Origin of the sequence: Paucibacter sp. KCTC 42545, from assembly GCF_001477625.1 — a bacterium.
Taxonomy (GTDB): Bacteria; Pseudomonadota; Gammaproteobacteria; order Burkholderiales; family Burkholderiaceae_C; genus Paucibacter_A.
Genome location: NZ_CP013692.1, coordinates 747,977 through 768,735 on the forward strand (window position 1 = coordinate 747,977; position 20,759 = coordinate 768,735).

Annotated in this window: 16 protein-coding genes; 14 read left to right on the plus strand and 2 right to left on the minus strand. The window is 64.9% G+C overall.

Annotated features, from left to right (window positions below; translation table 11 throughout):
• Window positions 1-7 precede the first annotated feature (7 nt).
• From AT984_RS03255 to AT984_RS03280, 6 genes are read left to right on the plus strand one after another with little or no spacing between them, the layout of a single operon-like run.
• Window positions 8-2,101, plus strand: a complete 2,094-nt coding sequence (locus AT984_RS03255) for a 3-hydroxyacyl-CoA dehydrogenase NAD-binding domain-containing protein (protein WP_058718884.1) — start codon at window positions 8-10, stop codon at window positions 2,099-2,101.
• 23 nt (window positions 2,102-2,124) lie between these two features.
• Window positions 2,125-3,300 carry an acetyl-CoA C-acyltransferase gene (locus AT984_RS03260; protein ID WP_058718885.1) on the plus strand — a complete coding sequence of 392 codons (1,176 nt, stop codon included), beginning with the start codon at window positions 2,125-2,127 and terminating at the stop codon, window positions 3,298-3,300.
• A 2-nt stretch (window positions 3,301-3,302) separates the two neighbouring features.
• Window positions 3,303-5,126 carry an acyl-CoA dehydrogenase gene (locus AT984_RS03265; RefSeq protein WP_058718886.1) on the plus strand — a complete coding sequence of 608 codons (1,824 nt, stop codon included), beginning with the start codon at window positions 3,303-3,305 and terminating at the stop codon, window positions 5,124-5,126.
• Between the two features lie 42 nt (window positions 5,127-5,168).
• Window positions 5,169-5,384 carry a hypothetical protein gene (locus tag AT984_RS03270; RefSeq protein WP_058718887.1) on the plus strand — a complete coding sequence of 72 codons (216 nt, stop codon included), beginning with the start codon at window positions 5,169-5,171 and terminating at the stop codon, window positions 5,382-5,384.
• A 47-nt stretch (window positions 5,385-5,431) separates the two neighbouring features.
• Window positions 5,432-6,229, plus strand: a complete 798-nt coding sequence (locus AT984_RS03275) for an SDR family oxidoreductase (protein ID WP_058718888.1) — start codon at window positions 5,432-5,434, stop codon at window positions 6,227-6,229.
• Entirely contained in the window at window positions 6,226-6,741 is a 516-nt protein-coding gene (locus AT984_RS03280) for a PaaI family thioesterase (RefSeq protein ID WP_058718889.1), read from the plus strand. The genes AT984_RS03275 and AT984_RS03280 overlap by 4 nt, the downstream gene beginning before the upstream one ends.
• A 38-nt stretch (window positions 6,742-6,779) precedes the next feature.
• On the opposite strand, the gene AT984_RS23765 is transcribed toward AT984_RS03280, so the two are convergent.
• Window positions 6,780-8,333 carry a methyl-accepting chemotaxis protein gene (locus tag AT984_RS23765; RefSeq protein WP_058718890.1) on the minus strand — a complete coding sequence of 518 codons (1,554 nt, stop codon included), beginning with the start codon at window positions 8,331-8,333 and terminating at the stop codon, window positions 6,780-6,782.
• Between the two features lie 407 nt (window positions 8,334-8,740).
• Here AT984_RS23765 and AT984_RS03290 point away from each other — a divergent pair, with 407 nt between their 5' ends.
• The 4 genes from AT984_RS03290 (at window position 8,741) to AT984_RS03305 (ending at window position 12,473) form a co-directional block, all read left to right on the plus strand.
• Complete coding sequence (locus AT984_RS03290; RefSeq protein ID WP_058718891.1) at window positions 8,741-9,763, plus strand: NADP-dependent oxidoreductase; 1,023 nt, start codon at window positions 8,741-8,743, stop codon at window positions 9,761-9,763.
• A complete protein-coding gene (locus AT984_RS03295) occupies window positions 9,763-10,224 on the plus strand; it encodes a GNAT family N-acetyltransferase (RefSeq protein ID WP_058718892.1) in 462 nt (153 codons plus the stop codon). The genes AT984_RS03290 and AT984_RS03295 overlap by 1 nt, the downstream gene beginning before the upstream one ends.
• A 16-nt stretch (window positions 10,225-10,240) precedes the next feature.
• Window positions 10,241-11,137 carry an SDR family oxidoreductase gene (locus AT984_RS03300; RefSeq protein WP_058718893.1) on the plus strand — a complete coding sequence of 299 codons (897 nt, stop codon included), beginning with the start codon at window positions 10,241-10,243 and terminating at the stop codon, window positions 11,135-11,137.
• 61 nt (window positions 11,138-11,198) lie between these two features.
• Complete coding sequence (locus tag AT984_RS03305; protein ID WP_058718894.1) at window positions 11,199-12,473, plus strand: NAD(P)/FAD-dependent oxidoreductase; 1,275 nt, start codon at window positions 11,199-11,201, stop codon at window positions 12,471-12,473.
• Window positions 12,474-12,530: 57 nt separating this feature from the next.
• On the opposite strand, the gene AT984_RS03310 is transcribed toward AT984_RS03305, so the two are convergent.
• Window positions 12,531-14,030, minus strand: coding sequence for an RNB domain-containing ribonuclease (locus tag AT984_RS03310; RefSeq protein ID WP_058718895.1), 1,500 nt, complete (start codon window positions 14,028-14,030; stop codon window positions 12,531-12,533).
• Between the two features lie 121 nt (window positions 14,031-14,151).
• Between AT984_RS03310 and AT984_RS03315 the strand changes: the two genes are divergently transcribed.
• From AT984_RS03315 to AT984_RS03330, 4 genes are all read left to right on the plus strand, one after another.
• Window positions 14,152-16,506: a Tex family protein gene (locus AT984_RS03315; RefSeq protein WP_058718896.1), complete on the plus strand. Its 2,355-nt coding sequence runs from the start codon at window positions 14,152-14,154 to the stop codon at window positions 16,504-16,506.
• A 236-nt stretch (window positions 16,507-16,742) separates the two neighbouring features.
• Window positions 16,743-18,956, plus strand: a complete 2,214-nt coding sequence (locus AT984_RS03320; RefSeq protein WP_058718897.1) for a TonB-dependent receptor plug domain-containing protein — start codon at window positions 16,743-16,745, stop codon at window positions 18,954-18,956.
• A 2-nt stretch (window positions 18,957-18,958) separates the two neighbouring features.
• Window positions 18,959-20,086 carry a hypothetical protein gene (locus AT984_RS03325; RefSeq protein ID WP_058718898.1) on the plus strand — a complete coding sequence of 376 codons (1,128 nt, stop codon included), beginning with the start codon at window positions 18,959-18,961 and terminating at the stop codon, window positions 20,084-20,086.
• 89 nt (window positions 20,087-20,175) lie between these two features.
• A complete protein-coding gene (locus AT984_RS03330; RefSeq protein ID WP_058718899.1) occupies window positions 20,176-20,523 on the plus strand; it encodes a glycine zipper 2TM domain-containing protein in 348 nt (115 codons plus the stop codon).
• Window positions 20,524-20,759 lie beyond the last annotated feature (236 nt).

Below are 20,759 nucleotides of genomic sequence, written 5' to 3' on the forward strand. Positions count from 1 at the left end.
TTTCTGTATGACAGCCACCTACGAAGTCCGCGGCAATATCGCCGTCATCACCCTCAGCAACCCGCCCGTCAACGGCCTAGGGTTTGCCACCCGCAAGGCGGCTGCTGCGGCCATCGGCCAAGCCGAGAGCGATGCCCATGTGCAGGCGGTGGTGATCACCGGCGCGGGCAAGGCCTTTTCGGGCGGTGCAGACATCAAGGAATTCGGCTCGCCGCTGGCCATGGCCGCACCCAATCTGCTGGACCTGATTGGCGTGGTGGAAGCCTGCAGCAAGCCGGTCGTGGCCGCCATTCACAGCGTGTGCATGGGCGGTGGCTTGGAGCTGGCCCTGGGTTGCCATTACCGCGTGGTGGCGCCCGGCACCAAGGTGGCTTTGCCCGAAGTGAAGCTGGGCTTGTTGCCCGGCGCAGGCGGCACGCAACGTCTGCCGCGCGCGCTGGGCGTGGAGCCGGCGCTGAACATGATCGTCAGCGGCGAGCCGGTCAATGCCGAGCTGCTGGCCCAGGTGCCAGGCCAAAAATTGTTTGACCGTGTCGCCAGCGGCGACCTGATGGAAGAGGCATTGGCGCTGGCCGCCGAGGTGGCGCAAGTGCGCCCCCTGCCGCGCGTGCGTGACCTCAAAGCCCGCCACGCCAACCCCGAGGCCTACTTCCAGTTCGCCCGCAATATGGTGGGCGGCATGAGCAAAAACTTTCCCGCGCCGCTGCGCTGCCTGGAGGCGGTGGCGGCTGCCGTCAGCAAGCCTTTTGACGAAGGCATCAAGGCCGAGCGCGAAGGCTTTGCCGCGCTGATGATGACGCCCGAGTCCAAGGCCTTGCGCCACGCCTTCTTTGCCGAGCGCGCCGCCAGCAAGATTGCCGATGTGCCCGAGAGCACGCCGACTCGCAATATCGCCAAAGTGGCCGTCATTGGCGCCGGCACCATGGGCGGCGGCATCAGCATGAACTTCCTCAACGCCGGCATCCCGGTCACCATCTTGGAGACCAAGCAGGAGGCGTTGGACCGCGGCGTGGCCACGATCAAGAAGAACTACGAAGCGCAGGTCAAAAAAGGCAAGCTCAAGGAAGACAAGTACCAGCAGCGCATGGCCTTGCTGAGCACCACGCTGAGCTATGCCGAGATCGGCGATGCCGATCTGGTGATTGAAGCCGTGTTCGAGGAAATCGGTGTCAAAGAGTCGGTGTTCAAACAGTTGGACGCGGTGATGAAGCCCGGCGCCATCCTGGCCTCCAACACTTCGACGCTGGACGTCAACAAAATCGCCAGCTTTACCCAGCGCCCGCAGGACGTGGTTGGCATGCACTTCTTCAGCCCGGCCAATGTGATGAAGCTGCTGGAAGTGGTGCGCGGCGCGCACACGGCCAAGGATGTGCTGGCCACCGTGATGGCTCTGGCCAAGAAGATTCGCAAGACGGCGGTGGTGTCTGGCGTGTGCGACGGCTTCATCGGCAACCGCATGATCGAGCAATACAGCCGCCAAGCCGGCTTCTTGCTGGACGAGGGCTGCTCGCCTGCGCAGGTGGACCGCGCGGCGGAGAAGTTCGGCTTCGCCATGGGCCCCTTCCGCATGGGCGACCTGGCCGGCAACGACATCGGCTGGGCCATCCGCAAGCGCCGCTATCAAGAGAAGCCCAATCTGCGCTATTCCAAGAGCGCCGACCTGCTGTGCGAGCTGGGCCGTTACGGCCAGAAGACCGGTGCGGGCTGGTATGACTATGCGCCGGGCAAGCGCGACGCGCTGCCTTCGGCCGTGGTGGCCGAGATGCTGGACAAGCACCGCGCCGCGCTGGGCATCACGCCGCGCCAGATCAGCGATGAAGAGATCGTGCACCGCCTGGTCTATTCCCTGGTCAACGAAGCCGCCCATTTGCTGGAAGAGGGCATTGCCCAGCGCGCCTCGGATGTGGATATGGTCTACCTGACCGGCTACGGCTTCCCGCTGTGGCGCGGCGGCCCGATGTGCTATGCCGACACGGTGGGCTTGTTCAACGTCGTGCAGACCATGCAGCGCTTCGCCAAGAATCCGCTGGACGATGCCGAGTTCTGGCAACCCGCCCCCCTGCTGGCCCGCTTGGTGGCCGAAGGCAAATCCTTCTCCTGATTCAATAGAGACGAGAACAGATCATGAGCAAAGCCGTCATCGTTTCCACTGCCCGCACCCCCCTGGCCAAGAGCTGGAAGGGCGCTTTCAATATGACCCACGGCGCCACCCTGGGTGGCCACGCGGTCAAGGCCGCCGTTGAGCGCGCCGGCATCGCCCCCGACAGCATCGAAGACGTGCTGATGGGCTGCGCCACCCCCGAGGGCGCCACCGGCAGCAATATCGCGCGCCAGATCGCCCTGCGCGCTGGCCTGCCGATCAGCGTCAGCGGCGTCACCATCAACCGTTTTTGTTCCAGTGGCCTGCAAACCATCGCCATGGCCGCGCAGCGCATCATTGCCGGTGAGGGTGATGTGTATGTGGCCGGCGGGGTGGAGAGCATCTCCTGCGTGCAAAACGAAGCCAACCGCCACATGATCACCGACCCGGCCTTGCGGGGGGCCAAGCCGGAGATCTACTGGAATATGTTGCAAACCGCCGAGCAGGTGGCCAAGCGCTACCAGATCAGCCGCGAGCGTATGGACGCCTACGGCGCGCAAAGCCAGCAACGCGCATGCGCCGCTCAAGCAGCCGGTTACTTCAATGCCGAGCTGGCCCCCATCACCGTGACCATGGGTGTGGCCGACAAGACCCTGGGCCTGACGACGCGTGAAGTCACCGTTAGCGCCGACGAGGGCTTGCGCGAAGGCACGACGGTGGAGGCCATTCAAGGCCTGCGCTCGGCCTTGCCCGGCGGCCTGATCACCGCCGGCAATGCCAGCCAGTTCTCCGATGGCGCGGGTGCTTGCGTGCTCACCAGCGAGAGCTACGCCCAAAGCCATGGCCTGCAGCCCCTGGGCCGCTTCCTGGGCTTTGCCGTGGCCGGCTGCGAGCCCGATGAGATGGGCATTGGCCCGGTCTTCGCCGTGCCCAAGGTCTTGAAGCGCTTGGGTCTGACGGTGGCCGATATCGACCTGTGGGAACTCAACGAAGCCTTTGCCGTGCAGGTGCTGTATTGCGCCGACACGCTGGGTATTCCGCTGGACCGCCTCAACGTCAATGGCGGCGCGATTGCGGTGGGCCACCCCTACGGCGTGTCGGGCCAACGCCTGACCGGCCACGCGCTGATCGAAGGCAAGCGGCGCGGCGCCAAGCTGGTGTGCGTCACCATGTGCATCGGCGGCGGCATGGGCGCGGCGGGCGTGTTCGAGGTGCTCTGACCATGAGCATGCGCCAAACCCTGGACTTTCTGCTGAGCGACTGGCTGCACGCGCAAGACCTGAGCTCGCGCGAGCGCTTCGCTGAGCATTCGGCCGAGACCTTTGGCGCGGTGTTGGACAGCTGCGAGCGCATCGCCGCCGAGAAGTTCGCACCCTTCAACCGCCTCAGCGATGTGGAGGAACCCCGCTTCGACGGCGAGCGGGTGCATCTGCCCGAGCCCACCGCGCAGGCGGTGCGCGCTTATGCTGAGTCGGGCATGTTGGCGGCCTCGCAAGACTATGACTGGGGCGGCATGCAGCTGCCTTGCGTGGTTGAGATGGCGGCCAACGCCTTTTTCAGCAAGGCCAGTGTGGCCATGGGCGCTTACGCCATGCTCACCAGCGGCAATGCCAATTTGTTGCTGGCCCATGGCACGCCGATGCAGCGCGAAGTCTTTGCTCGGCAGGAGTTGGCCGGGCGCTGGTTTGGCACCATGTGCTTGAGCGAGCCGCAGGCGGGCTCAAGCCTTTCTGACATCGTCACCCGCGCCACGCCGGATGGCGCTGACTTTGCCGTAGACCCGCTCGGGCCGCGCTACCGCCTCAAGGGCAACAAGATGTGGATCTCGGCCGGCGAGCATGAGCTGGGTGAGAACATCATCCATTTGGTGCTGGCCAAGATCCCGGATGCCGAGGGCCGGCTGATCGCCGGCGCGCGCGGCATCTCTTTGTTCATCGTGCCCAAGCATTTGGTCAACGCCGAAGCCGAGTTGACCGGCGAGCGCAACGATGTGGCCCTGGCCGGGCTGAATCACAAGCTGGGTTTTCGCGGCACCAGCAATTGCTTGCTGAACTTTGGCGAGGGGCGCTTTACGCCCGGCGGCGCAGCCGGTGCCATCGGCTATCTGGTGGGCCAGCCCGGCGAGGGCCTGAAGTGCATGTTCCACATGATGAACGAGGCCCGCATCGGCGTGGGCTTGGGCGCCGTGATGCTGGGTTACGCCGGCTATGAGGCCAGCCTGGCTTACGCGCGCCAACGCCCGCAAGGCCGCGCGCTCACCGCCACCGGCAAAGATGCCAGCCAGCCGCAGCGCCCCATCATTGAGCACGCTGATGTGAAGCGCATGCTGCTGGCGCAGAAGAGCTATGTGGAGGGCGGCCTGGCCCTGGCTCTGTTCTGCGCCCGCTTGGTGGACGAGCAGCACACCGGCACACCGGAGGCAGCGAAAGAAGCGCGCTTGCTGCTGGAGGTGCTGACGCCCATCGTCAAGAGCTGGCCCAGCGAGTGGTGTGTGGAGGCCAACTCCCTGGCCATCCAGGTGCTGGGCGGCTATGGCTACACGCGTGACTTCCCCGTTGAGCAGTATTGGCGCGACAACCGCCTCAATATGATTCACGAGGGCACGCACGGCATTCAGGGCCTGGACTTGCTGGGCCGCAAGGTGACCATGGATGGGGGGCAGGCCTTGCTGGCACTTGCCGGGCGCATCAACACCAGCGTGCAGCAAGCCTTGCAGGAGCCGAGCCTGGCGGCGCTGGGCAACCAGCTCGCCGCGGCCCTGGGCCAAGTCGGCGGGGCCACAAAGAAGGCCTGGTCAACGGGACAGCCCGAGGAAGCGCTGGCCAACGCCACACCGTATCTGCAGGCCTTTGGCCATCTGGTGCTGGCTTGGCTGTGGCTGGATGTGGTGTGCCATTTGGGCGAGCGCGATGAGGAGTTTGCGCGAGGCAAGCGCAGCGCCGCGCGCTATTTCTTTGCCTATGAGTTGCCCAAGATCGACGCCTGGCTGGGCGTGGTGGCACGGCGCGAAGCGCTGTGCCGGGAGATGCAAGATGAGTGGTTCTGAGCCTGCGGCAAGCACGCAGCGCAGCAGCGCAAGGCTTGAGCGATGAGCCCCAAGGCCATTGCCTGGATCGAGCGCCTGGTGTGGATCTTCATCTACCTCGGCAGCCTAGCCTTTGTGCTGGGCTTGTTCGTGCTGCGCCAGGGCATTGATGAGCAAATGGGCCAGAGCTTTGGCCTTGCTTTGATGGTGGGCGGCGCGCTGGGCGCGGCGGTTGGCGTGCTGCTGATCTGGCTGCGTTCGCGGCTCAAGGCCGATTGAGTCAACAAATTCACTGACGACGTTTAATCTTTTTTGGAGTGTTCCGCATGACGACAGCCCGCACGGTGCAAAGCCTTTTTGATTTGACCGGCCAGGTGGCCTTGGTCACCGGTGGTTCACGCGGCCTGGGGCTGCAAATCGCCGAAAGCCTGGGTGAGGCCGGCGCCAAGATCATGCTGTGCTCGCGCAAGGCGGCCGATCTGGAGCAGGCCGTGGCGCATTTGCAAGATCGCGGTATCGACGCCCGCTGGATCGCCGCCGATGTGTCCGACGCCGCCGAGGCACAGCGCGTGGTCAACGAAACGCTGGAGCGCCTGGGCCAGATTGACATCCTCATCAACAACGCCGGCGCCACCTGGGGTGCGCCCGCTGAGGACCATCCGATCGAGGCTTGGGACAAGGTGATGAACCTCAATGTGCGCAGCCTCTTTGTGATGGCGCAAGCGGTGGCCAAGCTGAGCATGATTCCGCGCCGCCATGGCCGCATCATCAATGTGGCCTCCATCGCCGGCCTGAGCGGCAACCCCAGCGCGATGAAGACGATTGCCTACAACACCAGCAAGGGCGCGGTGGTCAACTTCACCCGCGCGCTGGCGGGGGAGTGGGGCGAGTTTGGCATCACCGTCAATGCCTTGGCGCCGGGCTTTTTCCCCAGCAAGATGACCAAGGGCTTGCTGGCCGCGCTGGGCGAAGAAAATCTCGCGGCCCATGCGCCGCTGCGCCGCATCGGCGATGACGAAGACCTCAAGGGCGCTGCGCTCATGTTCGCCTCCGCCGCAGGCAAGCACATCACCGGCCAGATCCTGGCGGTGGACGGTGGCGTCAGCGCGGTGCACGGCGCATGAGCGAGGCCGACAGCAATCCCGTGAAGTCAGCGGAGTCTGGCCCGCTGCCCTTCCCGGTGCACATCCCCTTCGTCGAGGACTTGGGTCTGAGCTTGCACGCCCTGGGCGGCGGCGCGGCGGAGTTGCGGGTTGACCTGAGCGAGAAACATCACAACTCATTTGCCGTGGCGCACGGCGGGCTTTTGATGACCATGCTGGATGTAGCGATGGCGCATGCCGCGCGCAGCGTGCACATGGATCAACCCGGCATGGGGCCGGGCGTGGTCACGGTGGAGATGAAGACCTCCTTCATGCGCCCGGGCGAGGGCGAGTTGCGGGCCGTGGGCAAGCTCTTGCACAGCTCGGCCACCTTGGCCTTTTGCGAGGGCTCCATCTTCACGGCGGACGGCCGGCTCTGCGCCCATGCCACCGCCACCTTCAAATACATCAAGGCCCTGCCGGGTCAGGGCAGGGCCTTGAAGGCTTTGCAGCGTAAGGCGCAGGATTCGGCGGATTCATCATCGGCCGACTGAACTTGGCCGATTGAGTTCGGCCGATTCAGACAGCCTGCTCAGCGGGTCTTGAAGAAGGCCACCGCCCCCACCAGTTGATCGGCCTGCTGGCGCAAGCTCTCTGCGGCGGCGGCGCTTTCCTCCACCAGAGCGGCGTTTTGCTGGGTCACCTTGTCCATCTGGGTGATGGCCTCGCCGACTTGTGAGATGCCCAGGCTTTGCTCGGTGCTGGAGGCGCTGATCTCGCCGACGATATCGGTCACTCGCTTGATCGAGCCGACGATCTCGGTCATGGTTTCACCGGCCTTGTCCACCAACACCGTGCCTTGCTCGACCCGCTCGACGCTGGCATTGATCAAGTTCTTGATCTCTTTCGCCGCTTCCGCGCTGCGCTGCGCCAGGCTGCGCACTTCGGAGGCCACCACCGCGAAACCGCGCCCTTGCTCGCCCGCGCGGGCGGCCTCGACGGCGGCGTTCAGGGCCAGGATATTGGTCTGGAAGGCAATGCCGTCGATCACCGAGATGATGTCGGAGATGCGCTTGGAGCTGTCATTGATGCCCTTCATCGTCTCCACCACCTCGCCCACCACATGGCCGCCGCGTGTGGCCACTTGCGATGCATTCAGGGCGAGCTGATTGGCTTGCTTGGCGTTGTCGGCGTTATTGCGCACGGTGGAGCTGAGTTGGTCCATGGTGGCGGCGGTTTGTTCCAGCGCGCTGGCTTGCTCTTCGGTGCGTTGGCTCAGGTCGGCATTGCCCTGGGCAATTTCGCCACTGCCGGTGGCCACGTTCTCGGCATTGGAGCGCACGGTGGCCACGATGTCGCGCAGGCGCAGGCGCATGCCTTCGAGGGCTTGCAGCAGTTGGCTGGTTTCGTTGCGGCCCTCGGCATGCAGGGCAATGCTCATATCGCCGCCGCTCATGGCGCCGGCCACTTCGGCGGCGCGCGCCAAGGGCACGGTCACCTGGCGGCTGATGAACCAGCCCAGGCCAATGCCTAGGCCCATGCCCAGCGCGATCAGCAAGACGGAGATATTGCGGCTGCTGTCGTAGATGGCGTCGTTGTCGTCGGAGGTTTGCTTGGCCACTGCTTCTTTGGTGGAGCTCAGGGTCGACATCAGTTCTTGTATGCGGCCGGTTTGTTTGGCGGCATCGCCGAACAGATAGTCTGAGGCATCGGTCGCGTCCACCAGGGGTGCGCTCAAAGTCAGCTTTTCGAGTTTGACAATGACCGCTTCATAGCCGGCCCATTCAGACTGAAGCTGGCGCATTTGCTCCTTGCCCTTTTCGGTCCAGAACAGCGGCACGGCTTTGTCGATATTGCTTTTGGCTTCCTTTACCGCCTTTTGCACCTGTTCCTGCGCCTGTTTGCGTGCGTCCATCGAGGGCGCCAACAAGGCGGCGCGCACCGCGCGCCCGGCCAGGGCGATATCTGTTTTCGCTTCCTTGACCAGCGAGAGCCCCACCAGCTCGCGCTCATAAAGCAGGGTGTCGGCATCGTTGATGCGGCCCATCTGCAGCACCGCAAACAGGCCGACCAAAGCCATCACGGTGGTGACGATCACAAAGGCACCGATCAGCTGGGTCGAGAGTCGGTAGTCAGATAAACGCATGCTGTCCTCCTGGGTACTGGGGCGGTCGTGGTTCAGCGTGAGCTGAAAGGTCGGAGCGAGTCGGCGAGTGAGCAGGTGGCGAGCTCAGCAGCGGCCTTGATGCCGCTGAGCCCAGGCCATTCTAGGCATGGCTTGACGGCGATGGCAGACCCTTTTGGACCGGTCTTCACCCCGTATTTCGCCATTACTTGGGCCTCATCGCAAGCCGCTAAAACTGTGTCAAACCCATTTCTATCGACCGAGCGCGGCGTTTCTTTAAGGGTTGCTTGGAAAGGACATAGCTGGGGATCGCCAGCCTAGGCGCCCGGCTCGTGCCCTTGTCGCTGAAGGGACGCCAGCCGCATTCAGCTCGTGGTTCAATCAGCCGCATTCTTTCCCCACAAACCCAAGAAGCAGGAGAACGCCCCATGAGCCAAGCCATCAACCGCCAGATCGTGCTGGCCTCGCGCCCGAGCGGCGAGCCCAGTGCCGCCAATTTCCGCCTGGTGGAGACACCTGTGCCCGAGCTGGCCGAAGGCCAGGTGCTGGTGCGCAACCACTTCCTCAGCCTCGACCCCTATATGCGCGGCCGCATGAATGACGGCAAGAGCTATGCCGACCCCCAGCCGCTGGACGCGGTGATGCTGGGCGGCACCGCCGGTGAGGTGGTGGCCAGCAAGAACAGCGCCTTCGCCGTGGGCGACAAGGTGGTGGGCATGGGCGGCTGGCAAGAGTATTTCGTCGTCGACGCGGCCCAGCGCGGCGTCTTGCAAAAGGTGGACACGACACACATCCCCTTGTCCGCCTACCTGGGCGCCGTCGGCATGCCCGGCGTGACCGGCTGGTACGGCCTGGTGAAGATCATCAACCCCAAGGCCGGTGAAACCGTGGTGGTGAGTGCCGCCAGCGGCGCCGTAGGTGGCGTGGTGGGCCAACTGGCCAAGGCACGCGGTGCACGCGCAGTGGGCCTGGCCGGTGGTGCAGACAAATGCCGCTATGTGGTGGAAGAGCTCGGCTTCGATGAATGCATCGACTACAAGCAGCACCCCGATGTGAAGTCGCTGAATGCCGCACTGAAGGCAGCCTGCCCCAAGGGCGTGGACGGCTATTTTGAAAACGTCGGCGGCATGATTCTGGACACGGTGATGCTGCGCGCCAATGCCTTCAGCCGTATTGCCATGTGCGGCATGATCGCCGGCTACAACGGCGAGCCCATTCCGATGGCCGCGCCGCAGCTGATCCTGGTCAACCGCATGAAGGTGGAAGGCTTCATCGTCAGCGAGCACATGGACGTCTGGCCCGAAGCGCTCAAGGAGCTGGGCGGCCTGGTGGCCACCGGCCGCTTGAAGTACCGCGAATCGCTGGCCGAAGGTATTGCCAGCGCGCCGGAAGCCTTCCTGGGCTTGCTCAAGGGCCGCAACTTCGGCAAGCAGTTGGTCAAGCTGGTGTGATGGCGGAACTGACCTGGCACTGTGAGCGTCTAACTGCACTCAGCGCACCGCAGCTCTACCAAATCCTGGCGCTGCGTGCGCGAGTGTTTGTGCTGGAGCAGCAGTGCGTTTATCTGGACCCGGACGGGCTTGACCTGCAGGCCTGGCATTTGCGCGGCCTCAATGAGGCCGGTGAATTGCAGGCCTATGCCCGGCTGCTGCCGCCGGGGCTTAAAGGCCCCGAGCAGACCGAGCCGGCCATTGGCCGTGTGCTGACGGCGCCCGAGGCGCGCGGCCAAGGCCAGGGCCAGCAGCTGATGAGCCAGGCCGTGGCCGAGGGCCGGCGCCTCTGGCCGGGCTTAGCCCTGGTGCTGAGTGCGCAAGCCCATCTGCAGCGCTTTTACGCCGGCTTCGGCTTTGTGCCGATCTCTGATGTGTACGACGAAGACGGTATTGCCCATATCGACATGCGTTTGCCCTGAGGGGCCAAGGATGACTATGAAGAACTGCTCAGGCCAAACGGCCGTGATCACCGGCGCTGCCTCGGGCTTCGGCCTGGAAGTGGCGCGTATTGCTGCGGCGCGCGGCATGAATTTGGTGCTGTGCGATGTGCAGGCCGATGCCCTGGAGGCCGCGGCGGCTGAGTTTGAAGGCCGGCCCATGCTGGTGCAGCGGGTGGATGTCAGCAAGGCGGCCGAGATGGAAGCCTTGGCTGCCGCCGTCAAGCAGCGTTTCGGCGCCCCGCATTTCGTCTTCAACAATGCCGGCGTCGGCTCGGGTGGCTTGGTGTGGGAAAACACCCTGGCCGACTGGGAGTGGGTGCTGGGCGTGAATCTGATGGGTGTGGTGCACGGCGTGCGCCTGTTCACGCCCATGATGCTGGAGGCCGCCGCGGCCGACCCGGCTTATGAAGGCCATATCGTCAACACCGCCTCGATGGCCGGCATGGTCAATGCGCCGAATATGGGTGTGTACAACGTCAGCAAGCATGCCGTTGTGTCGCTGAGCGAAACGCTCTATCAAGACCTGGCCCTCGTCAGCAGCCAGGTGCATGCCGCCGTGCTGTGCCCCTTCTTTGTGCCCACCGGCATTTCGCAAAGCCACCGCAACCGCCCGGGCGAGTTTGCGGCGACCAAGCCGACTAAGAGCCAGCTGGTGTCGCAAGCCATGAGCGACAAGGCAGTTTCCTCCGGCAAGGTCACTGCGGCGGAAGTGGCGGCCATGGTGTTTGCGGCGGTGGATGAGCAGCAGTTCTATATCTTCAGCCACCCCAAGGTGCTGGCCGGCGTGCAGACCCGGCTGGAAGACGTGATGCAGCTGCGCAATCCGACCAGCCCCTTCATCGACAAGCCCGAGCTCGGCGAGCAAATCAAAGCCTTGTTGAAAGCTTCTTGAGCCGGGGCGGGGCGAATCTGGCACACTCGCAGCCCCCCATGCCCCAGCCAGAAAGCGCCAGATGTCCCAGCCAGCCCCCACCAAATCCGCCATCGTCATCGGCGGCGGCCCTGCCGGACTGATGGCGGCCGAGCGCCTGCGCGCCGCGGGCTTGGATGTCGAGCTCTTCGATGCCATGCCCTCGGTGGGGCGCAAATTCCTGCTGGCCGGCAAGGGTGGGCTGAACCTGACCCACTCCGAAGACCGCCCGGTGTTCGACCAGCGTTTCGCCGAGCGCGCACCCGAAGTAGCCCGCTGGCTGGACAAGCTAGACGGCCCCGGCCTGCGCGGCTGGGCGGCCAAGCTGGGGGTGGAAACCTTTGTCGGCAGCTCGGGCCGGGTCTTCCCGGTCAGCCTGAAGGCCGCGCCGCTTTTGCGCGCCTGGCTGCATCGCCTGCGCGAAGCTGGCGTGCGCTTTTCGATGCGCCAGCGCTGGCAGGGTTGGGCGGCTGATGGCCAGAGCCTGCGTTTTTTGAATGCCGATGGGCAGGAGCGTCTGGTGCGCGCCGATGTGCTGGTGCTGGCGCTGGGCGGGGCCTCATGGCCGCAGCTGGGCTCTGACGCAGCTTGGCTGCCGCTGCTGAGCGCCCGCGCCGTGGGCGTGGCGCCACTGCGTGCCGCCAACTGCGGTTTTGATTTGGGCCCACGCCGCGCTGGCGCGGAAGAGCCGGGCTGGAGCGCGCTGTTCGCCAGCAAGTTCGCCGGCCTGCCGATCAAGCCGGTGGCCTTGCATTTCCAGGGCCAGGGTGGCCGGCAGTTTGCGCGCCAGGGTGAGTTCGTGGTGACGGCCAGCGGCATTGAAGGCTCGCTGGTTTATGCCGCGTCCAGCCTTTTGCGCGAGGAGATTGCCGAATTCGGTTCGGCCACCGTTCATCTTGATTTGCTGCCCGACCGCAGCGAAGATTTTGTCGCCGCCGAAGTGGCGCGCCCACGGGGCCCGCGCTCGCTGTCCACCCATCTGAAGAGCCGTTTGGGCATCGAAGGCCTGAAGGCCGGCCTGCTGCATGAAGTCTTGAGCAAGGAAGAGTACAACGACCCCGTGCATCTGGCCCGCACCCTCAAGCGCCTGCCGCTGACGCTGCGCGCCACCCGCCCGGTGGCCGAAGCCATCAGCACCGCCGGCGGCGTGCGATTGGAAGAGCTGGATGAGCGCCTGATGCTCAAGGCCTTGCCGGGCGTGTTTTGCGCCGGCGAGATGCTGGACTGGGAGGCGCCGACCGGCGGCTATCTGCTGACCGCCAGCATGGCCAGCGGCGCAGTGGCGGGCGAGGGCGCGGCGGCATTCGCTCGCGCTTGAGTCGGTGGGGCCGGCTGGGCCAGAGTGCTCACTTGCCGCAATGGCGGCAGTGCATCCCTAGCCCTGCACATACTCGAAGTCGATGAAGCCGCGCTCGATATTGCAGCCCACGAGGCGCACCCGCAAGCGCTGACCCAGGCGCAGCTCGGGCGCGTGGCCCACCAGCATGCCTTCCACCGGCGGCGTCAGCAGGCGCACCCAGATGCCCGAGGCGCCGTGACCGGTGACCAGGGCCGAGAACACCTCGCCCAGGCGCGGCTCCAGGAATAGCGCGGCTTCTGACTTGCGCATGCGCCGTTCCACCTTGCGGGCGGCGTCTTCTTGCTGGGTGCAGTGCAGGGCCAGGTCTTCCAGCTCGGCCGGGCTGTAGGGCGCGGGGCGGCCGGCCAGCAGGGCTTTGACCATGCGCTGGCTGATCAGGTCGGGATAGCGCCGGTTGGGCGCGGTGGCATGGGTGTACTCGCGTTCGGCCAAGCCGAAATGCCCGATGGGCTCGCGGCCCGGGCGCTCCACCACATATTCCCCCGAGCCCATCAGCTTGATGATGATCAGGGACAGATCGGGGAAGCGCAGCGGGTCGGCGCGGCGGCGCCGGGCCAGAAAGCCTTCCAGCGCATTCGCGTCGGGCGAGCTGGGCAGCTGCTCGCCATATTTGTTCGCCTCTTCCCGGATGCGAGCCCAGCGCTCGGGTGAGCGCACCACGCGGCGCAGCGAGGCGCCGCCATGGCTGGCCAGAAAGCGCGCGCAGCAGCCGTTGGTGGCGATCATGAATTCCTCGATTAGCTGGCGGGCGCGGTTTTGTTCCTGCTGCTGCAGATCCACCACCCGATCGCCCTCGAAGATGACGCGCGGCTGCAAGGTTTCGAACTCGAGTGAGCCGTGGGCATGGCGGCGCGCGCGCAGGGTTTGCGCCATCGCATCTTGCAGGCGCAGCTGCTCGTCCATGCCGGGCCAGGCCTGAGCGGCGGCGGGTAGCTCGGCCTCGCCCAGCAGCCAGGCGGAAGTGGCGTCGTAGGCCAGCTTGGCCTGGTTGCGCACGCGGGCGCGGTAAATCCTTGAGTCCAGCAAATCGCCTTGGCCGTCGATCAGCATCTCGGTCACCAGGGCCAGGCGGTCTTGCTGCGGGTTGAGCGAGCTGAGGTCGGTGGACAGGCGTTCGGGCAGCATCGGGAAAATGCGCGCCGAGGTGTAGACCGAGCAAGTGTTGTGGCGGGCGTGTCGGTCAATGGCGGAATCCCGGTGCACCAGCGCGTCCACATCCGCCACCGCCACGAAGAGGCGCAGGCCGCCGCCAGCCTCGCGCTGGCAGGCGGTGAGCTGATCGAGATCGAGCGAGTCGTCGTTGTCCAGCGAACACCAGGGCAGGGCGCGCAGATCGGCAATCTTTGAGCCCTGTTCTTCCGGCGCATCGGCCGCCGGGCGGCGGTGCGACGCCGCCAAGCGGCTGAGTTCGAGTTCGACGGCGGGCGGGAATTCGGGTTCCAGCCCGCGCTCCAGCATGGCTTGGCTGGCCAGGGCGGCCAGGTCGTGGCGTTTGAAGCGGCGTTGATTTCGCATCAGCCTACTGTAGAGCTTTCTGAGCTGCTGGCTCGAACGACCTCCTTGCCCAGCCTCGGGCGGCCGGGTCGGCCTGTGGCAAACTCCGCCGCTTCCCGTTTTCATGTGATTCCAGACTGCTTTGGACAAGATCCTGCTTCAAATTGCCGCCGAGCTGGGTGTTCGGCCGGCCCAAGTCAACGCCGCTGTTGAATTGCTCGATGGAGGTGCGACCGTGCCCTTCATCGCCCGCTACCGCAAGGAAGTGACCGATGGCCTGGATGACGCGCAGCTGCGCGATCTGGAAGCGCGCCTGGGCTATTTGCGCGAGTTGGAAGACCGCCGCGCCGCGGTGCTCAAAAGCATCGACGAGCAGGGCAAGCTCACGCCTGAGCTGCGCGCCCTGATTGAAGCCGCCCCTACCAAGCAGGAGCTGGAAGACCTTTACCTGCCCTACAAGGTCAAGCGCCGCACCAAGGGCATGATCGCCCGCGAAGCCGGCCTGGAGCCGCTGGCCGACAAGCTGTTTGCCGACCCGAGCCTGGACCCGCAAGCCGAGGCGCAGGCCTTCATCAATGCCGACGCTGGTTTTGCCGATGCCTTCGCTGTGCTGGACGGTGTGCGCGATCTGCTGTCCGAGCGCTGGGCCGAAGACGCCTTGCTGATCGGCAAGCTGCGCGAGTGGCTGTGGGAGGAGGGCTTGTTCCGCTCCAAGCTGATGGAAGGCAAGGACGAGAACAATCCGGACATTTCCAAGTTCCGTGACTACTTCGACTACGACGAGCCGATCAAGACCGTGCCCTCGCACCGTGCCTTGGCCGTGTTCCGTGGCCGCACGCTGGAGTTTCTCGACGCCAAGCTGGTGCTGGACGAAGAAACGGTGGCGGGCCAGCCAGGCTTGGCCGAAGGCCGCATCGCCCGCCATCTGGGCTGGAGCCACGCCAACCGCGCCAGCGACGCGCTGATCCGCAAATGCGTGGCCTGGACCTGGAAGGTCAAGCTCAGCATGAGCTTGGAGCGCGATTTGTTCTCGCGCCTGCGTGAGTCGGCCGAGGCCGTGGCCATCAAGGTGTTTGCCGAGAATCTGCGTGACCTGCTGCTGGCCGCGCCGGCCGGCAAGCGGGTGGTGATGGGCCTGGACCCGGGCATTCGCACCGGCGTCAAGGTAGCGGTGGTCAGCGACACCGGCCGGGTGCTGGACACCTGCGCCGTGTTCCCGCATGAGCCGCGCAAGGACTGGGAAGGCTCGATTCACACCCTGGCGCGCTTGTGCGCGGCCCATGGCGTGAACCTGATCGCCATCGGCAACGGCACGGCCAGTCGCGAAACCGACAAGCTGGCCGCTGACTTGATCAAGCGCATCCAGCAGCTCGCACCCGGCACCGAGATTCAAAAAGTGGTGGTCAGCGAGGCGGGTGCCTCGATCTATTCCGCCTCGGAATTCGCCTCCAAGGAATTGCCCGATTTGGACGTGACCCTGCGCGGCGCGGTGTCCATCGCCCGCCGCTTGCAAGACCCGCTGGCCGAGCTTGTGAAGATCGACCCCAAGAGCATTGGTGTTGGCCAGTACCAGCATGATGTCAACCAGAGCGAGATGGCCAAGACCCTGGACGCGGTGGTGGAAGACTGTGTCAACTCGGTGGGTGTGGACCTCAACACCGCCTCGGCCCCCTTGCTATCGCGCGTTTCGGGCCTGAGCGCCACGGTCGCCGCGTCTATCGTCCGCTGGCGCGATGCCAACGGCGCGTTCAAGAGCCGCAAGCAGCTGTTGGATGTGACGGGCCTGGGTCCTAAGACTTTTGAGCAGTCGGCCGGCTTCTTGCGTATTCGCGGCGGCGACAACCCGCTGGACTTCTCCGGCGTGCACCCCGAAACCTATCCGGTGGTGGAGCGCATCCTGACCGCGCTGCAACGCCCGGCGGCCGAGGTGATGGGCAAGAGCGATGTGATCCGCAGCCTCAAGCCCGAGGCCTTTGCCGACGAGAAGTTCGGTGCCATCACGGTCAAAGACATCCTGGCCGAGCTGGAAAAGCCCGGCCGCGACCCGCGCCCCGACTTCAAAGTGGCCCGTTTCAGCGAAGGCGTGGACGACATCAAGGATCTGGTCGAAGGCATGGTGCTGGAAGGCACAGTGTCCAACGTCGCCCAGTTCGGCGCTTTTGTGGACCTGGGCGTGCACCAGGACGGCCTGATTCACGTCAGCCAGCTGGCCAATAAGTTCGTCAGCGATGCGCGTGAAGTGGTCAAGACCGGGGACATCGTCAAGGTGCGCGTGCTGGAGGTGGACCTGGCCCGCAAGCGCATCTCGCTGACCATGAAGCTGGATTCACCGGTGCAAAAGAGCGGCAGCCCTGGCGGCAAGGCCGACAACAGCTACCGCCCGGCCGCTCGTAACGAGCGCAGTAGCGGTGGTGGGCGCTCGGCCCCGGCCGCGTCTGTGCCCGCAGGCGGCAATGCGATGGCGGCCGCCTTCGCTAAGCTGCAGGGCAAGCGCTAAGCCAGGCGCTTGCGGCCCGGCTGCTGAGCGGTGGCATCCGGGCCTAGGGTGTTATTTGGATGAAGGGGTGAGGGCGGGTTGCTTCGGGCAGCCGGCCCCAGCCAGGGTCGGCACCGGTTGCTGACCCCCTCAAATCCACCATTGGTCGCAAAGGTGGCAGACCGCGCCGCGACTTCCGCTATGGTTCAGCCATCGAATTTTGAGCTGCCTTGCGCAGCGATCACGGAGCCTGTTTCTTGAAATCCCTGTCGCCCATTGCCGCCGCCTGTGTTTTGTTGTCTGTGACCCTGGCGCAAGCCCAAGAAGCCCAGCCAGGTGCCGAGCCGCAAGCTCGCCCTGGCGCCAAGCTGGAGCGGGTTGAAATCTCGCGCCAAAGCAGCGACACCGATTTGCGCCGCCGTGCGCCGGTGGCCAAGCAGATTTACGGCCGCGAAGAACTGGAAAAGTTCGGCGACACCAATGTGGCCGATGTGCTCAAGCGCCTGCCTGGCGTGTCGGTCGCCGGTGGCGCCCCGCGCATGCGCGGCCTGGGCTCGGGCTACACCCTGATCTTGATCAACGGCGACCCGGCGCCTCCGGGCTTTGCCCTGGATCAGCTGGATCCCGCCCAGGTGGAGCGCATCGAGGTCACCAAAGGCCCGACCGCTGACCAAAGCGCCCAGGCCGTGGCCGGCGCCATCAACATCATCCTGAAGGACGCGCCGCGCGTTTCGCAACGCGATCTGCGCTTGGGGCTGGGCTATAGCGCCGTGCGGCCGACGCCGTCGGGCACCTTCACCTACGGCGAGAAGATCGGCAATGTGTCGATCTCGGTGCCGCTGTCTGGCTTTGAGTGGCGCCAGCAAACCGATGTGGTCACGAACCGCAAGGCACTCGGTAGCAATGACCAGCCTTCGGAAGTCATTCAGCGCGGTGTGCAAGACAACTGGGGCCATGGCTTCAATTCGGCGCCGCGCGTCAACTGGCGCATCAGCGATGAAGAGTCGCTGGCCCTGCAAGCCTTTGTGCAAAAAGGCTATTGGCGCAATCGCATGACCTTCCAAAACGAGGTGATCAGCGGCTTCCCAGGCGTGGATGACGACTCGCTCAGCCGTGGCACTTGGCAGAACCTGCGCGGCAATGCGCAGTGGATCAACCGCTTCAGTGACTCGCAGCGCATCGAGTTGAAGCTGGCCTTGCAGGATTCCAAGGGCACGAATAACAACCGCAGCTTCCGCGTTGTGGCCCCGGCCACCGAGGCGCAGGTGTGGCGTGTCAATCTGGGTGAAAGCCACGACCAGAGCGTGATCCAGGGTGGCAAATACGGCCAGCTGCTGGGTGAGGATCACAGCCTGACGGTGGGCTGGGACCTGGAATGGCGTCAGCGCGACGAGACCCGCAGCATTACCGAGAACGGCCGGCCGCAGCAGCCCGGCATTGAAGGCCAGCCCTTTGGTGCGCGCATCCAGCGCCAAGCCCTGTTCGTGCAGGACGAGTGGGAGCTGTCGCCTCAATGGTCCACCTATATCGGCCTGCGCGCCGAGCGCATTCAAACCACCAGCAGCGGTGAAGGCAGCCAGGTCAGCAATACCAGCACCGTGGTGACGCCGCTGTGGCACTTGAATTACAAGCTGGACCCCAAGGGCAAGGACATGATCCGCGCCAGCGTCACGCGCAGCTACAAGGCACCCGACTTGAACGCACTGCTGGCTCGGCCCAGCATCAGTGGCGTCAAGCCCTTGTTGGATGCGAATGGCAATCCGCAGACCAACGACCCGCTCAACCCGGATCGCATTGGCAACCCGAACTTGAAGCCCGAACTGGCCACCGGCCTGGACATCGCGTTTGAAAAGTACCTGGCCGGCGGCGGCATGGTCAGCGTGGGCGGCTTCTACCGCGGCATCAGCGACCTGATTCGTAACGTCACAACCCAGCAGACCGTGGATTGGTCGCCGCTGCCGCGCTATGTGTCGCAGCCGCAGAACTTCTCGCGTGCCCAGACGATGGGCTTGGAATTGGAAGTCAAGGGTCGCGCCGGCGAGTTGCTGCCCGCCTTGTTTGACCCCAAGCTGGCGCTGAATCTGCGCGGCAATATCAGCGTCTACCACTCCAATGTGGACGCGATTGCCATGGCCAATAACCGCCTCGACGGTCAGCAGCCTTGGTCCGCCAATGCCGGTTTTGATTACCGGCTGAGCAGCCTGCCGCTGAATATGGGCGTGTCGCTGGCCTACACGCCGGGCTATCTGACGCAGCAGACGCTCAGCCAGTCGCTGGATGCGTCCAATAGCCGCGCCTTGGACATGTTCGCGCAGTGGACCTTCAGCAAGAGCTTGTCGCTGCGGGTCTCGGCCAATAACCTGGCGCCGCTGGATACCCGCTCGCTCCTGGTCAATGGTGCGGACAACAGCATCGGCGTCGAGCGCAGCTCCCGCACCCAGTACGGCGCGGTGCTGGAATACAAGCTCTGAGCATGAGCGGCGGCAGCAGCAGCGTCCCGGCTCTGCAGATCTTCGCTGGCCCGCGTGCGCGTGCCCGTCTGGCCGAGCGCGGCCTGCGGCCCGAAGATGTGCAGGTCGTGCCGGCGGCGGCTGGCGGGCCCAAGGGCCTGATCCTGGGGCCGCTGGACCAGTTCATCTTTGGCGACTGGCTGGCGCGCAGCCAGCAGCCGGTGCATTTGATGGGTGCCTCCATCGGTGCATGGCGCATGGCCACGGCCTGCGTGACCCGCAATGCCGCCGAGGTCAAACATGAGTTTGACCAGCTGGCGCATGGCTATGTGCACCAAAGCTATGCGGATGAGCCGGGTGCCAAAAAGGGCAAGATGCCTTCGGCTGCCTGGGTCAGCCAGGGTTTTGCGCAAACCCTCGATCAGGTCTTCGGTGGGCGCGAACAGCTGGCCCTCAGCCACCCGCGCTTTCGTCTGCATGTGCTGGCCTCGCGCGGGCGCAAGCTGCTCAGCCGGGAAGGGCGCTGGCGCACGCCGCTGGGCTACACAGCTGCGTTCGCGGCCAATTTGATTTCACGACCCAACCTGGGCTCGTGGCTGGAGCGGGTGGCTTTTTCTGACCCGCGCACGCCGCTGCCCCTGCCGCTGGACGACTTCCGCAGTCATGCCGTTGAGCTGAATCAAGCCAACTTCCAGGCCAGCATCTTGGCCAGCTGCGCCATTCCTTTTTGGCTTCAGGCGGTGCATGACATCCCCGATGCCCCGCGCGGTGCCTACTGGGACGGCGGCATCACCGACTATCACCTGCACCTCAACTACGCGGCCATGGCCGCTAATGAGCAAAGCGCAGGCTTGGTGCTGTACCCGCACTTCCAGCAGCAGGTGGTGCCGGGTTGGCTGGACAAGGCCTTGAAGCGGCGCCATGCCGCCACGCCGTCACTGGACAACGTCGTGCTGCTGGCGCCTAACCCGGCCTGGATCGCAACCCTGCCCAATGCCAAGCTGCCGGATCGCAATGACTTTCAGCGCTACGGCGACGATATGCCCGCGCGCGCCAAAGCCTGGCTGCGCGCCATTGCCGAGAGCCAGCGCCTGGCGGATGAGTTTGCCCAGGCCTGCGAGGCGCCCAGCCTGCGCGCTTTACAGTTGTAAGAGAAAGCAAGTCTCGACAACCCGGCGGCCCGCGGCGGCGTTGAGCCAGCGTTCCAATCTGGAATGCCATTGCGCTGGAGTTGTCCGCCATGTCTGAATCCCCCGCTTTTCAGCCCCGCAAAGACTTGTCGCGTGGGTTGCGCTTGCTTGTCGTTCTGTGCGCTGCCAGCAGCTTGAGTGCTTGTGTTTGGGTCGCCCCGCGTGGCGGCCATCACCACCACTACGACGAGCGGCGCGGCTATGGTGATGATCATGGACGGCGCGGCTACGGCCCCAGTCGCTACGGCGCAGGCCCCAGCTCGGGTGGTGGGGCGCTGGTGGGTGGTGTGGTCGGCGGTGTGCTGGGCCATGCGGTGGAGCCTGGCGTGGGCACCGCCATTGGCGTGATCGGCGGCGCGGTGATCGGCAATGAGATCGAGCGCGGTCAGCGGCGTTAGAAGCGAACGTAGCGATTGCGCTGCTCAAGGCGCTAAAAATGGCGGGCTCTGCAAGGGCTCGTCTACAATCTCAGCTCGATCAACGAACAAGGGCGAGAAAGGCATCATGGTTATGACACCGCGAACTACGAGCACAACCTCACAGGTTCTCTAGTCGGCCGCGGCTTGTCACGTCTTTCTTAGCTGTTTTCAAAGCAGCAACCCAGTCAAAAGCGCGGCACAGTGGCCGCGCTTTT